Here is a 15,982-nt window from a genome sequence, read left to right as displayed (position 1 = left end):
AAATATGAACGCACATCCAAGAAAAAAAGTTGCTGTGATTACCAAGTATTTTCACCCTGTCGTAGCGGGCATAGAAAATAATATCATGCAAACATACACAACACTTCAAAAGGACTTTGGATGGGATGTGACGATTCACACATCCAAAGATACCTATGTAAAAAAAGATTGTTTGTCCCCCGAGGAGACAATAAACACCCTCACCGTGAAGCGTTACCAAACTGGTATGTTCGGGTTTAATCCCGAGATAGATTGGAAAAATATCGATGTTATCGCTCTCCATAATTTTGATATTTTTTTCGTTCGCTATCTCGTTAAGGCTCTGTACCTCAAACTCATGGGTAAAAAAACGTTTGCTCTAATAGTAACTCCGCACGGAGGATTTAGTCCAGAATGGTCAATGTTTCCTCCGTTCAGTCGCTTTATCAAAAAAATTTATACTTATACGTTGGGCGCATGGCTTATCAATGCCACGGTCGATGGCGTGCGTGCAGTTTCGGGATGGGAACGTTCAGAAGAAATAAAATTTATTAAAAACGACAAGGTTCATCTTATTGATAATGGTTTGGAAGATGAGGCATATACAGATATTGAAAAATTGGCTAGTGGAAAAATTAAGAAAGACGTGCAAGCGTATGGACGATATGTCATTCAAATTGCCAGAGTGTATCCGATTAAAAATTTTGAGACTGCGATTAAAAGCCTCGCTTATGTACCCGAAGATATAAAATTTGTTATCGTAGGACAATTGCAGGACGAAGAGTATCAACATTCACTCGCGTTGCTTATAAAACGACTTCATCTTGAAAATCGTGTTATATTTGCAGGAGTTGTTCGCGGCGTAGATAAGTATTATCTCATGCGTCATGCTATTGCGATGGTGCATATGGCGCTATGGGAGAGTGGGTGCAATGTTGTGCGTGAAGGAATGAGCCAAGGGCTACCATGTATTGTATCCAATGTATATGGCTTGCCGGGTTTGGTAAAAGACGAGATTAATGGATTTTGTCTTTCTGTCCACAATGAAAAAAATGTTGCCGAACGTATAACATGGATTTTGGATAAGAAAAATAGTTCCACGGTGCAAAAGATACGAGCGGCGAACATTCTGTTCGGAAAAGGGCAGTCTTGGAAAGATGTGGCGAAAAAAATGAATGATTTTTATTTAGAAAATCTTAAAACCATATGAAACCCACACTCTCAATAGGAATAGCGGCATACAACGAAGCAGAAAACATCGGCCCACTCCTTTCTGCGCTTCTTGAGCAGAATATTAAATCTGCCCACTTAGTCGATATTATTGTGGTTTCAGATGCAAGCACTGATGGGACTGACGCAATCGTTTTGTCTTTCTCTGCATCTCATGTGGAACTTAGGCGATTACCCGAAAGACGAGGTTCGTGCAATGCACAGAATATTATTACGGGTTCTGTAAAAAGCGATATTCTTGTAATGCTGGATGCGGATATTTTGCCAGAAAACGAATTCTTTATAGAAAAACTCATACAGCCGATCATAGAAGATTCTTCGGTTGGTTTAACGAGTGCGACATTATTGCCAGCTACACCAAGAACGTTTGTTGAAAAAATATTGAGCAGAAATCATGAGTGGAAAAAGGGGGTATTCTCACAAATAAATCAAGGTAATAATCTTTATACCTGTTTTGGTCCGGCACGAGCTTTTTCTCGCAAGCTTTATGCAATGTTTCAGTGTCCCAATGATTGTCCCTATGACGCGATCTCGTATATGTACTGCGCAACAAATCATTTAAGGTTTGTTTCAGTGGATTACCCACGAGCGGTATTTCGTTGTCCTTCAAATCTTTCCGACCATATTAAGCAAAGCTCAAGATTTCTTGCGGGGAAAGATGCTGTTGTTAAACTTTTTGGACAGGATGCGGAACACGCATATGTTATTCCGCGCTCGCTTTTTATCAAATCTATGGTGAAAGAATTTTTATTTCACCCGATTCTTTTTGGTGCCTTTGTGGTTATGTCAATGATTGTCCGTACACACCAAAAAGATTCTTTTGTTTCAACTTGGGATATGGCAACGAGTTCAAAAAAAATATAACATGAACAATAAAACCAAAAAACCCACACTTGCCATAGGGATTCCTGCTTATAACGAAGAGCACACCATCCTTCCTCTTCTCAAATCGTTACTTAGTCAACACGACAAGGTATTTCTGTTGAAAGAAATTATAGTCGCCTCTGATGGTTCTACAGATCATACGGTTTCAAGAGCATCATCTACGGGAGATGCTCGCGTGACGGTTCTTCATGATAGAGATAGACTTGGAAAACCTGCCAGAATCAATCAAATATTCAATCATATAAACACAGATATTGTCGTACTGTTTGATGCAGATATTGATGTCCATTCTCAAAATCTCTTGGAAGAGCTCCTTACGCCAATGATACATAATATTACCACTCAAGCTGTGTTTGGATCTGCCGATATTTTGCCACCGAAAAATTTAATCCAAAAAATAGTTACGGTGGGTTGGGATATGTGGGAAGATCTAAAAAAGAATACGCCCAACGCAGAACTTTATAATTGCCAAGGAACGATCCGTGCGTTTCGAAGAGAATTATATAAAACAATGAGATTCCCCAACGCAAGCGCGGACGATGCGTTTCCGTTTCTCTACTGTAAAAAGCATAATCACCGTATAGCATTTGCGCCCAATGCGACCGTTTTTTATTCACAACCTTCTTCGTATATTGACTATGTAAAACAAATGATCAGATTTCATGGATCAGAACGGATCCAACAGCAAAATTTTGACAAGGGATTTGTTAGTCAATTTTACGTTATTAAAACTCACCATAGGTTAAAAACACTTTTACGATTTTGGGTAAAGAACCCAATCGAAGTGCTTGCGTATGTTTTATTTTTGGTAATACCAAAGACCGTATCACTTTTTCACGTCAGAGAAGCGATGACTCCACTGTGGAACATTGCTGTTTCCACCAAGAAACATTGACGCATTCTGCTATAACAGACCACATGAAAAAAGACATTGCTATTATTGTTTCTATTGTCATATTGGGCGCTACGATGTATGCGCTTACGTTGCGTGGTTCACACGGGAATCCTGCCGCAAATCAATTCAAGAATAATTGGGACTTACCGACTCGCGCTTTTGAACTTTCACCGGAGCGTGGGCGATATGTGCATGTCGTGAGTATGGCAGAGCATGGAACATTTGAACTTACCAAGGAATGGGCGGATGTCGCGTATCCCGATGTCGGTGTTTATAATGGTGAATATTATAGCTTCTTTGCACCGGGCGTCGCGTATTTTACATTACCGTTCTATTTTTGGGGAAGCAAATACGGATTGGGTCAAGTTTCTACGTTTGCCGCGGAATCGTTGGTAAGCATTATCACGTTGATATTTATTTTTTTGATTGCACGGCGAATATTTAAACTTCCACGGGCGATATCTTATTTTACTGTTATTATGTATGCATTTGGCTCAACATCGTGGAGTTACGCAATAACGCTTTATCAAAATGCTTTCACGGCATGCTTTATGGTGACTTCGTTTTATGCCGTCTGGCGATTTTCTCAAAATAATTCTCGATATTCATGGCTCTATGCGGCGTATGCATGGCTTGCCTATGCGCTCGCTATTTTTGTTGACTATCCAAACGCGCTTTTGATGCTTCCGATAATGTTTTATCTTGCATATTCAACATTTAGAATAAAAAAAGTGCAGGAGGGGATCAGTGTATCCGTTCGATGGGCGGGGATTGTTTCTGCACTCGCATTTGTGGCGGTCACCGGACTTCATTTTTTGCATAACGCTCATTATTATGGGGGTTGGAATAATGTTGCGGGGACATTGCCAAACTATAGACAAATAACGGCAACCACCACGCCACGTTTGCCCACGATTGTTGCCAGTACCTCAACTCAAGTCGCACGTGTTCTGGAAGAGACCCGCGCAGGTGCTCCGGTGTCGGTGAAAGAAAAAACTCTCACAGCTTCTTTTTTTGAGAAAAACATCCCCAACGGTTTTTATGTGCTTTTATTTTCTGATGAACGCGGGCTTTTGTATTTCACACCAATATTCATAATTTCATTTTTTGGAATCGCGTATGCTCTCCGAAGAAAGGAAGAACACACCGCAATATACATTGTTCCGATATCGTTGATCGCATTAAACCTATTTCTCTATGCCTCATGGGGTGATCCATGGGGTGGTTGGGCGTATGGGCCAAGGTATCTCATTCCCTCGATGACATGGCTTTCGCTTTTTGCCGGAGTGGCGCTTTTTGAACGGCAGTCATCGGCGATGCAAAAAATTCTTGCGTTTAATCTTTTTCTATACTCATCCGCCGTCGCACTCTTGGGGGCACTCACTACAAACGCGATTCCCACCAAATCAGAGGCTTTGAACTTACCGATTAAAACATTTAATTTTCTCAAAAACATCCCCTTACTTCAGGAGGGGAAAAGCGGTAGTTTCATGTATAAAACATATTTTGTGGAGCACATATCTCTTGTTGATTATTTTCTTTTCATATACATAACGATTGCTGTTATTGCCGCAATAACGCTCATTGTTTCCCACTACCACCATGAATAGCAATGTTATCATTAAAACGCGATATGGGGATATGTTCACAACGTTTGTGAAGCGCCTTACGCCACTGCAGTGGGTCACATGGATTTCGATATTCATGGCAACTCTCGCAACGGCATATTCTTTTTATTATGGGTATACGATTTCGTATGGCGACGCAGAATCGCATTTGAATATTGCCAAACGAGTCATCGAAAGTTTGACGCCGGGCTTTGCACAACTTGGAGGAATATGGTTGCCTTTGCCTCATATTCTGTTGATTCCTTTTGTGTATTTCGACGTTTTATGGCGCACGGGACTTGCCGGCGCCATAATTTCGGGAATTGCTTTTGTAATATCAGCTATCTATATCTATAAACTAGCATTTCTTCTCACTAAACATTCGGGGGCGTCCTTTGTTGCTTCACTAGTCTTCATTATAAACCCCAACGTTCTTTATCTGCAGTCGACACCTATGACGGAGCTTACGCTGATCGTTTTCTTCGTGCTTTCAAGTTATTACTTTATATCGTTTCTTTTGGATGACAGTAATCTCCTGATGCTCATTCTTGCGGCATTTTTCGGATTTTGCGCATCGCTTTCCCGTTATGACGGATGGGGACTTGTGCTCATGGAAGCAGGGATTTTAGTGCTCCACTATCTTCCTTATAAGATCAGAGTCGATTGGTCCAATGTCTCGCGCAAAATTCAAAATGTATTTATCCCGTCAACAGACCGTACATTTGGAGAACGATGGGGACTGCTTGAAGGACGATTGATTATGTTTGCGACTATGGCGTTTTTTGGGATCGCGCTTTGGATCCTGTGGGGATTTTTAATTCTCGGTGACCCGCTTTATTTTACGCATAGTGAGTTTTCGGCAAACTCTCAACAACTTTCATGGTTCGCGCGCGGAGAACTGCCCGCGTATAAACATTTAGATGTGGCATTTCTTTATTATTTCGTTACCAGTGTCGAGAGTAGCGGTTTCGTGTTGTCGTTAGCCGCAATGATCGGAATGATTCTGTTTTTCTTGAGCAAGAGAACACAATACCGCAGTTACATATTTTTAATTTTGATGGTACCATTTATATTCAATATATTGACACTCTACCTTGGACAATCAGTCATATTTATCCCGGGAATTACACCAACAACATTTGAGTGGACGCTCTTTAATGTGAGATATGGCGTTATGATGCTTCCTCTCATTGCGCTTTTTATCGGATATTTGTTTTATCGCGCGAAATTCGCAATGCGTGTTATGATAATTGGCATCATTGCTCTTCAGTCCGCACTTTTTTATATTGGATTTACTCCGGTTTTATCGCTCGATGACAGTGTTTCGGGTCTTTCGTCAGCCATTGCCAAAATGCCAGATGCGCAACAATGGCTTGAAGATAATTATGATCATGGGAAACTTCTCACAGACGATTTTGCTCGAACAATCAGTATTATTCGTACTCCTGTTCACATGAAAGATGTAATCTATATCGGCAATAAACCCTATTGGGAAGAATCGCTTATTGAACCGGAAAAGTATGCTCGTTGGATTGTTATGCAGCAAAACGACACTCTCTGGAAAAATATATACGAAGATCGGCAAACGAACGCGCGGCTCTTCAAATATTTCAATAAAGTATATACTTCAGAAGATATTCTCATCTTCAGGAGAATTGATAACTAGGCGATAGACTTGGAAAATTACATGCGCGGAATAAAAATAAAATTACTTTTAATTGGAATTCTTGCCGTTTTTCTTGCTGTCTATTTGTTCAACGCTTCTCAAGCGCACCAATATCAACCACCACCCACCAATAACAATAAAAACAATCTTTTTCTGGTGCAAGCGGTAGACACGATGAAATATTCTCGTGATAAGGCGCGAGAAACACTTCATGACGTTTCGTTTGAACAGGTCATAGATACGCAGATGCGCCTCATACGTGAAATGGGTGCGACTCATGTGGCAATTGGCACTCCGTATGATCCTGAGTTTGCCCCGATACTTACGCGATGGGTGAATTCTGCAAGAAAAAACAATCTCTCGGTTTGGTTTCGTGGTAATTTTTCCGGCTGGGAAGGGTGGTTTGAGTACGAGAAGATTGATCGTTCCGACCACAAAAAACTTCTTGCGTCATTTTTAGTAAAAAACCACGAACTTTTTGTTGACGGAGACATATTTTCTCCATGTCCGGAATGTGAGAACGGGGGAGAGGGTGATCCGCGGGCAACGGGCGACAGGGCGGGATTCACCAAGTTTCTTATCGAAGAACGCTCAATCGCAGAGCGTGAGTTTAATGCGATGGGGAAATCTATTGCTATCCGTCCCACCATGAATGCTGATATTGCTCGCGAAATTCTTGATCCCGATACAGCACGCTTGCTCGGCGGAGTTATTCTCATTGATCACTATGTAAATTCTGTAAAGAAATTTGGAGAGGACGTGGATTCAATATCTAAAACGCTCAATGCTCGCATCGGACTTGGTGAGTTCGGCGCTCCAATACCAGATATCAATGGCAATATGACAGAAAAGTCACAAGCAGAGTTTGTGCGAAAACTGCTTGATGAATTGTACATCCGAAACGAGGAAATACCACTTGTAAATTACTGGGTTTTAAATGACGGTTCAACGGCGCTTATGAATGACAGTGGAACACCGCGCTTGGCGTACCATGTTCTCAAGACTTATTTTACCGCGCCACGTATTTATGGGACTGTTTTCAATTCACTCGGCGAGCCACTTGATGGAGTAGACATTGCCGTTGCGAGCACATCATATTCAACCAAGACCGATGCAGGTTTATACAACATGTTTTTGTTGGACCCACAGAGAACTGTTACCGTTAACCATAAAGGTTACAAAAATCTGACGGTAGTATTTCCTGCCGACATCGCTTCTTCCACGCAAAAAGATTTTTATCTTGAGCCTGAACATGCATCGCCATGGTACGAAATTAAGAAAATTTACTACCAGCTATTTCTGCGTTGAGCGTGAGAGTGAATTTGGAAGCCTTGCTTCCAAATTTTATATAGTAAAGCCTAACGTCATTATGAGCACAACCTTCTTTTGCGTACCTTCCTTTCAAATGCTATCATTCTGGTATTACAAGATAGTAGTATATAAATATGAACAGAGGAGATACGACCCAGTCTCTTGTCAGATTTTCTCATGCGAGAAAAAAGTTCCTTGCTTCATTCGTTTTATTCTCACTCGCATTTGCCTCTCCTCTCTCGGTTTTCGGGCAAGTTGCAAACCTTCCCGTTGATACAGAGGCTAATCCTACCCAACCCTCTCCTGTAATTGAGTCGTCTGCTCCTGTGAAGAAAGATGTTATTGCCGGACCATCCGAAAAAGAATGGTCGCTTTTGGGATTGCCACGCTTTCCAGAAATCAAGCCAGTTCGTGACACTCCGTCAAACGAAGCTGCAACATTGCCGGGAACAAAAATAGTACCAGAAGACAAAATACCAGCGGGTAAGGAATCTTCCGGTGGCGTATCTGCACTTGCTTCAGTGGCTGCAAATAAATGGCTCAATAGCTATTCTGACTCTATACGCTTGCCCGAACCGGAACATGTTTCCGGGGCGTTTACTCAAGACGTTCCAATCGTGACTCCTCCGGGGAGAAACGGAGTGGAACCTAGTCTCAAGCTTTCCTATAAAAGCCAAGACCGGGATGGTGAAAATCTTTTTGGGCTCGGATGGTCACTCAACATTCCCATTATTGAACGAATGAACAAAAGTGGGAGTGAAGATCTTTACAGCCAGCAATATTTCATTTCCTCTTTTGACGGAGAACTTTCGACGACAAGCTCATCGACTTATGGAGCGAAGTTTGACGATGGAAGCTTCAGAAACTATTCATTTGCCAGCTCAACTTCAATATGGACGATGACTGATAAGGCGGGGGTGAAATACACCTTTGGCACAACAACGACTGGTCGTCTCTCTAATCCAAACAATTCCTCACAAGTCTACCGTTGGATGCTTGAAGAAATGCGCGATACGAATGGTAATTTTATGAAGTATGAATACACGAAAGATAATGCGCAGATATATCCATCAAAGATAACTTACACGGGGAACGGGGGATTGTCAGGCCTTTTTGAAGTGAGCTTTGTCACCGAAAGCCGTTCCGATAATCCTATTGTCTATAAATATGGTTTTCTAGTAAAAACACTTTATCGCATAAAAGAGATTGACATAAAATTCAACGGGAATCTGGTGAAAAAATACGTTCTTGCTTTTACAACAGGTCATAACGGCGTGAAAAGTTTGCTTCAGTCTGTAACAGAAACCGGCTACGACGAAGCCGGTACGCCGACCGCACTGCCACCAATGACGTTTACATATCAGGCAAGTAACACAAGCTGGCCGCAGACTACTGACTCGCCGTGGAATTTACCCGACATTACCGATGTCAACTGGAAAGATACAGGGTTTCGCGTTTTAGACTACAATAATAATTCACTGAGCGATTCGCTCCTTTTAAAAGAAGGGGTTTCGCCGTCTGGCTACGAATATCAAAATTCATGGTCGGGTATTTCAGTTTCTCAAACTGCTCCGGCTCTTGTCGACTCTTCAGGCAATGATCGCGGCTCCGCGCTTGTTGACGTGAATGGCGATGGCCATACAGACATCGTTCTTGGAAAAGATGGTTTTCCGAACCCCTTGTATAATACTGTCTATTTGAGGTCTGGCACCAGTTTTGTAGCTACCACTTATTCCAATACCCCCTATCTTGTAGACGCTGACGGTAATGATAATGGCATTCGTTTCGGCGATTTCAACGGCGACGGATATCCCGATTATCTTCGTGGAAAAGCAGGACTTTCATATTATTTATTTCTCAATAAAGCCGATGGTACGGGGTGGGCTGACGGGGTAGGTGTTTTTGGTAATCCAGAACAATTTGTAGATGTAAACGGTAACGACTACGGAGCAAGAGTTATGGATGTGAACGGCGATGGTCTCGATGACATTGTAACAAGAACGGATACCTCCACGGTTACGAGAGTTAATTTTAATCTCGGAGGCGGAACAAACTGGAGTACGAGCGACATTCCCAATACATCACAATATGCCGGACCTCAAATTACGGGAGCCAATGGGAAAGACATCGGCACGAGAATGACCGATGTTAACTCTGATGGGCTCATCGACTTTGTTGTTTCTACGCCGACCAGGGGAATACATTTTTATATTAACCGAGGTACCGGCGCCGGAAGCGATCCATGGGGTTGGGTTGACCTATCGATCGGTGCTGGCAGTATCCCCTATTTTCTTGATACGAGCGACCGAGATATTGGAGTACGGATGGTTCAGGCAAATTATGACGGCATTCCGGATTTCGTAAGAGGGGGATACAATACCACCAAAAATAACTACATAAGCAGTGGGGATCCTGTTGATGTTTTGACAAGCGTTACTTTTCCCTCGGGTGGAAATACTTTGGCAACATATAAAGGAGTTGACGCGGAGACTTCTCTTCTTCGCGTAGTTAAAACAATCGCTCGCGACCCCGGACTTGGGGCTACGGTAGCCACGACAACCTATACATTTATTGGCGGACAGTTTCAGACAGACTGGCAGAATAGGAAATTCAGAGGATTCGATGAAGTGGACGAGATAGATTCTCTCAACAACTACATGGTAACAAATTACCATCAAGGAAACGGGGATAATATTTACAGTCCCTACCCATGGAATAGCTACGCACAGGGCGAATACGATGACATAGAAGCAAAGATGTATCGGCCGTGGAGAATCCAAAAAATCACACCGGGAGTTGGCACGAGCAACATAGCTATAAACAGATGGGAGAAGAAAGACCTCGGCGGGGGACGTACTCTTGTCTATCTCAAAGATGCCATACAGTATGATTACGATTTAAATTCTTCGCACAAAGATAGCGCGTCCTCATTTGACTATGCCACATCTACCGGCAATCTTATTTCCACGATAAACTGGGGCGAGGTGACAGGAAATACGAGCGACGGGACATGGGGAACGTGGAGCGACACGGGGAATGACAAACGTACAACAACACTTGCGTATGCCACCGGCGGGTCATACGCCGTCACGGGGGCACCATCTCAATCAACCCTTACTAATCAATCCGGAACAAAGGTAAGCGAAACAAAAAATTATTATGACAATCTGGCTTTCGGCTCCGTTCAAAAAGGGAACCTTACAAAACAGGAACTTTGGAAAACTGGTTCGTTGTACGCAAGTACGACTAAAATATATGACAGCACTTATGGCAATGTGACACAAGAAAAAGACGCGCGAGGAAATGCCACAAATTATATTTACGACTCCTACAATCTTTTTGTCGCGACTTCGACCAACGCGCTCTCGCAGGCGCGCGGTTTCCAATACGACTATTCTTCCGGCAACGTTAAACAACTGACTGACGAAAACAACCGTGTTTTTCAAACAACATATGACGGTCTTGATCGCGTGAAGGAAGAAAAACAGCCGGATATTACAACGCCGACAACACTCGTTACAAAATCCCTCTACACCTATACGGATACTCCGCTTGCTGTCTCCATGAAAAAGACAAGCTATCTCAACAGCGCCACCTCAACGGATTCATATGAGTACAAAGATGGACTCGGGCGGACTCTTCAGACGAGAGCGCAAGCCGAAGGAAGTAATTTTAGCGCAAGAGACTTCGCGTACAATAATCGCGGGCTTCTTGATAAAGAATCGCTCCCATATTTTTCCACTGGATCGGCGAAAACATCTCCCACAGGCACTACAGCGCTCTACACCAATTACACGTACGATGCGCTTGGTCGTGTGACACAGGCATCAAATGCAGTGGGGAACACCACGAATGCTTATGATGATTGGAAAGTAACAACGACTGATGCGAACGGCAAAACAAAAGATTTCACCAAGGACGCGTATGGCAATCTCGCGACGGTTGTTGAACGTGATGGGGCTTCCAATTACACCACAACCTACGAGTACAACCTTTTGAAAAATCTCACCAAAATTACGGATGCAAACGGAAACGTTCGCAACTTCACCTACGATGGACTCGGGCGCCGTCTCACTGCGCAGGACTTGCATGCGACAAGTGATGGAAGTTACGGTACATGGACGTACACCTATGATGATGCAAGCAACATGACGCGAAGTGTTGATCCAAAAAATCAAACGGTCAACTATGTTTATGATTCACTCAATCGCGCACTTACCGAAGATTACACCGGTGCGTCAGGAACCGAAATCACGTATGGCTATGACACTTGCGCTAACGGTAAGACGCGTCTCTGCTCGGCGACCACCACCTCTGTCACTACCACACGCACGTACAATCCGCTGGGTTTCCTTGGTTCTGAAACGGAGACAATCAATGGCTCAGTTTATACCACTGCATATTCATATGATCGACAAGGGAATCAAACCCTCATTTCCTACCCCGATACTTCTGAAGCGCGGTATACCTATGGTAATGCTGGTTTTGTGAACAAAGTAGAACAGCGTGATGGAAATTGGCTCTCGTTTCGAAACATTACGAAGTCGATAGATTACAATCCTCTTGGTCTCGAGACACAGATCGTCTACGCAAATGGCGCAACGACTACGAATACATATGATGCCGCAAAACTCTATCGGCTATCAGATCGCGTAACCATCCTTCCCGACATTACTGGCGATCAAGGCTCTGGTTCTGGCGCTCTCATGATGATGTCGAGTGCCGGAGAAGGAGGTGCTCCTGCCGACTTCTCATCACCCGTTGACCAGAATAATCTTCCCGGATCGATGAAGCGTACGCTAAAGACGGAAGGCTCCTGGAAAAAAGAAGGGGAGAAACATCCGAGCGATGAAGTCTTTACTTTTATCACTCCACCCATCTCATTTTCTCAACCCGTTTCTCCAGAAGAGCGGAAGTTCAGCAACGAAATGTCAAAAAAATCGAATATAGAACAACCAACCCCTTTACCTTTCTTCCCGAAAGAATACATTGGTGTAATGCTTCTGGGTGCTGGTATCCCCACTGAGTCGGATAATATGAATACTGAAAACCTCTGGCTTTCCGAGTCCATCACCAACAATCACTCATTCGAAAATGGTTTTAATTTTTGGGGCTTCTGGACCAATTCGGGGGCAACACGGAGTGAAGATTGCACGGTCGCATACTCGGGGACCTGTTCGGAAAAAATTGTAGTCCCTACTGCAGGAAGCTCATGGAGCCCAACCCTTTCCCACATCCTCCGCATCGATCCCGGGATGAATTACATCCTCAAATTTAAAGCAAAAGCATCCGCCACAACCACATTTGAATTCAATGTTGGTCAAAACTATGGAAACTATCTCACCTACGGCATAGCGAAGACCGGCGTCTCGATTTCTCCCGCATGGAAAGAGTACGAATATCGCTTCACATCTTCCGCGCCGAGCATAGACGAAAACTCTCGCATCTACTTCGGCTTAGGAGCTGTTGCCGCCACCTACTGGATAGACGATGTGGAGCTCGTGCCTGATCAGCTTACGCGGACGACGAATCCCGGCTTTGAGAATGGCTCATCCCCATGGGCATTTTGGGCAAACGGCGGATCATCGCGTGCGACGAACTCTGTTGACTGCGCTGTGGCCTATTCCGGCGACTGCTCAAACAAAACGATTGTCAATCAGTCTGGCACTGATTGGTATGTTCAATTGAATCAGGAAGTGTCTCTCGCCACCTCTACAACCTATATGCTTACCTTTGACGCTAAAGCCTCTGTAACGCGCGATGTTTCTGTTATCCTCGGCCAAAACCATGACCCATACAATACCTTCTCTTCCGCCCAGACCTTTACTCTTTATCCGGACTGGAACAAGTATGTAATCGAAATTACTTCTAGCGGAGGAGATAACCAAGGTCGTTTTGTGTTCCAGCTTGGCGTTGCTACAAGCACGGTATATTTCGACAACGTCAAATTCTGGAAGAAAACAAACACCAAAATCTCTACCGTCTCTCCCAAATTCACCGCTATCTTCGACGACCCCGACGGGGCGGGAGAAACCGCTTCGGCATATCAAGTGCAGGTCATAGTAAAAGGCGGCTCGTTCTCCTCTCCTCTCTGGGACTCTGCAAAAACCGCGCTCTCGCCTCAAACAGCCGAAGGTGCGCGCATCGCCTCTTCCACTTATGTTGGTCCCACGCTTCCCATGGACGGCAAGAAGTACTTCTGGCGTATCAAGCTCTGGGACAGCTCGGACAATGCAAGTCCCTGGACAAACGGACGAGATTACTTCACTACAAGCGGGAACAGGGTGCAGGATCTTCATTATACCTACGACGCAAATGGAAATATCACCAAGATCGATGATACATCAAATACAAGAACGGAAAAGAGTGTCAATTTCACCTATGACGATCTCTCTCGCCTCACCTCCGCCTCGACCACGAATGCTGTCACCGTGAATTTCTCAGAATCCTACGCATATTCTCCCCTCGGCAATCTCACTTCAAAGACAGGAGCGGGAAACTACTCCTACGCAGGAACAAACTACGCCAACCCTCACGCCCCCACATCCATAGGAGGAACCCCCCTCACCTACGACAACAACGGCAACCAGACTGGTAACGGAAGTTCCACCTACGCCTTTGACTATCGCAACAGAATGACCGATAGTACCGTGAACTCTGCGGCAAGCTCATACTCCTACGATTCGAACAATGAACGAGCTGTGATAGCGCAAGGATCAAGCGCCACTCACTACCCCAACACGCTTTACAACATCAGCGGACCCACTCCCATAAAGCACATCTTTCTCAACGGCAACATGCTTGCTACCGTAAAGGGAGGATGGGGGAATGGAATACTCTACTACGACCACACGGACCACTTAACGGGGAGCAATGTCGTTTCAGACAGTGGAGCTCATGTTGCAGAGCTGACTGATTACCTGCCCTATGGATCGATACGGACAGATGACAGAATCAATGGGTATGCAGAGCAGAGGAAGTATGCGGGGACGGAGTATGACAGCGAGACCACGCTCAACTACATGGGGGCGAGGTATTATGATGGGAATCGAGGACAATTTATTTCTGAAGACCCCTCCTTTCTCGGCATAGGAGTGTCTGAAATTACTCCTCGACTTCTTGTTGATCCGCAACAGCAGAATTCGTACAGCTATGCAAGAAACAACCCTCTGCGGTATGCTGATCCAACGGGAGAGGCGATAAGCCCCGTTGATCTTGGCATTACTCTCGCCGCAATTGCGATTGACCTCTACAGATTAAGCAACGCGCTTTCATCAGGACAGGGGATCAAAGAAGCGAGTGCGAGTCTTTCGCTCTCCGCAACCGGGCTTATACCTGGCATACCGGCATTTGGGGCGATAGCAAGAACACAAAAATTAATTTCAGAAACTAGGGGTGCTGATACATTACTCAACACAAGCAAAACTATTAGTCAGAGTGTTGCGGAAAAAATTAAACCGGTACATGGAAATAGTTTGGAGAGTACGAAATTAAATACGGGATATACATTAAGAAATACGGAAGGTAATATTCTTAAGTACGGAGAAACAACAAGACCGGACCAGCGATATTCTAAAACATTCTTGAAAGAAAATAATTATAAGTTTCAGCCAGAAGTTACTGGTACTAAACGCGACATTCACGACTGGCAGCATAATCAGATTCTTGATTACAAACTGCAGTACAACGGAATTCGTCCACCGTTGAATATGAGTGACTGGTAAATCTATGAAGTTCTTTATAACAGGTGAGGTGAGTCACGACGCTCACCCAGAAAAATTTAGTTTAATCAGTAAGGAAATTGAGAAAAAAATTAATATATTGATGGCAGAAAACGATTATGGGGATGCTGTAGAAAGTTTAGACATTATTCCAACAATCTTTTCTTTTCAATTTCAGGTGTCTCTTAGCTACAAAGAACGCAAGCTTTACCGAAAAAAAGATAAATCAACCGACTATCGCCTTGCCATAGATTACAACGAATTTATCAATGCCGACGACGAGGGTAAGCGGCGTCTTCTTATCGAAAACATCCTTCATGCCATTAGGGATCTTAAACGAAAAATCAAAAAAGGATTTGATGGTGACAAGTTGGAAGCGGATATCCTTTCCCTGTTTAACTTAGGAGCAGAAGACATACGAGAACGAAACGAACAAAAAGCGCCATGAAAAACCTCCTCCCCGCCATCCTCATCCTCTCTTTCTTCACCCCATCTCTTTCTCTCGCCCAAGAAGGTGAGGCTGTCAGTGGTGAAAATATCATCCCCATCTACTTCTTCCTCACCACTGAAGACCCACCTTTCATTGTTGCCGTCACTCCCATTACGGAAGACATTATTGCGTATGCTATTGCTCCGCTTGATATCACCACCACCCCCCTCACCTACGACAACAACGGCAACCAGACTG

General features: G+C 43.9%; 9 protein-coding genes. All 9 read left to right on the top strand.

Going from position 1 to position 15,982, the window contains the following annotated elements:
• The first annotated feature begins 4 nt into the window (after positions 1 to 4).
• Entirely contained in the window at positions 5 to 1,189 is a 1,185-nt protein-coding gene (locus tag Q7S11_01280) for a glycosyltransferase family 4 protein (GenBank protein ID MDO8572384.1), read from the top strand.
• On the top strand, positions 1,186 to 2,073 hold the full coding sequence (locus tag Q7S11_01275; protein ID MDO8572383.1) for a glycosyltransferase: 888 nt from the start codon (positions 1,186 to 1,188) through the stop codon (positions 2,071 to 2,073). Before Q7S11_01280 ends, Q7S11_01275 begins: the two co-directional genes overlap by 4 nt.
• A 1-nt stretch (position 2,074) precedes the next feature.
• Positions 2,075 to 2,989, top strand: coding sequence for a glycosyltransferase (locus tag Q7S11_01270; protein ID MDO8572382.1), 915 nt, complete (start codon positions 2,075 to 2,077; stop codon positions 2,987 to 2,989).
• 23 nt (positions 2,990 to 3,012) lie between these two features.
• Positions 3,013 to 4,599, top strand: a complete 1,587-nt coding sequence (locus tag Q7S11_01265; GenBank protein ID MDO8572381.1) for a glycosyltransferase family 39 protein — start codon at positions 3,013 to 3,015, stop codon at positions 4,597 to 4,599.
• A 31-nt stretch (positions 4,600 to 4,630) separates the two neighbouring features.
• Entirely contained in the window at positions 4,631 to 6,262 is a 1,632-nt protein-coding gene (locus tag Q7S11_01260; protein MDO8572380.1) for a hypothetical protein, read from the top strand.
• 21 nt (positions 6,263 to 6,283) lie between these two features.
• On the top strand, positions 6,284 to 7,570 hold the full coding sequence (locus Q7S11_01255) for a carboxypeptidase-like regulatory domain-containing protein (protein ID MDO8572379.1): 1,287 nt from the start codon (positions 6,284 to 6,286) through the stop codon (positions 7,568 to 7,570).
• A gap of 137 nt (positions 7,571 to 7,707) precedes the next feature.
• Positions 7,708 to 15,297, top strand: a complete 7,590-nt coding sequence (locus tag Q7S11_01250; protein ID MDO8572378.1) for a SpvB/TcaC N-terminal domain-containing protein — start codon at positions 7,708 to 7,710, stop codon at positions 15,295 to 15,297.
• A gap of 4 nt (positions 15,298 to 15,301) precedes the next feature.
• Positions 15,302 to 15,742 carry an Imm44 family immunity protein gene (locus tag Q7S11_01245; protein ID MDO8572377.1) on the top strand — a complete coding sequence of 147 codons (441 nt, stop codon included), beginning with the start codon at positions 15,302 to 15,304 and terminating at the stop codon, positions 15,740 to 15,742.
• On the top strand, positions 15,739 to 15,982 hold a 244-nt coding region (locus tag Q7S11_01240), incomplete at its 3' end, for a hypothetical protein (GenBank protein MDO8572376.1). The genes Q7S11_01245 and Q7S11_01240, both read left to right, overlap by 4 nt.

This window comes from bacterium (genome assembly GCA_030648955.1).
Lineage (GTDB): Bacteria > Patescibacteriota > Minisyncoccia > Phycocordibacterales > JAUSHB01 > JAUSHB01.
Note: the sequence above shows the minus strand (reverse complement) of the source record. Positions and strands in the feature narration are given on the sequence as shown.

Coding starts and splice junctions, on each gene's coding strand:
- Q7S11_01245 (MDO8572377.1), top strand. CDS start 15,302: ATGAAGTTCTTTATAACAGGTGAGGTGAGTCACGACGCTCACCCAGAA.
- Q7S11_01270 (MDO8572382.1), top strand. CDS start 2,075: ATGAACAATAAAACCAAAAAACCCACACTTGCCATAGGGATTCCTGCT.
- Q7S11_01280 (MDO8572384.1), top strand. CDS start 5: ATGAACGCACATCCAAGAAAAAAAGTTGCTGTGATTACCAAGTATTTT.
- Q7S11_01265 (MDO8572381.1), top strand. CDS start 3,013: ATGAAAAAAGACATTGCTATTATTGTTTCTATTGTCATATTGGGCGCT.
- Q7S11_01255 (MDO8572379.1), top strand. CDS start 6,284: ATGCGCGGAATAAAAATAAAATTACTTTTAATTGGAATTCTTGCCGTT.
- Q7S11_01250 (MDO8572378.1), top strand. CDS start 7,708: ATGAACAGAGGAGATACGACCCAGTCTCTTGTCAGATTTTCTCATGCG.
- Q7S11_01275 (MDO8572383.1), top strand. CDS start 1,186: ATGAAACCCACACTCTCAATAGGAATAGCGGCATACAACGAAGCAGAA.
- Q7S11_01260 (MDO8572380.1), top strand. CDS start 4,631: ATGTTCACAACGTTTGTGAAGCGCCTTACGCCACTGCAGTGGGTCACA.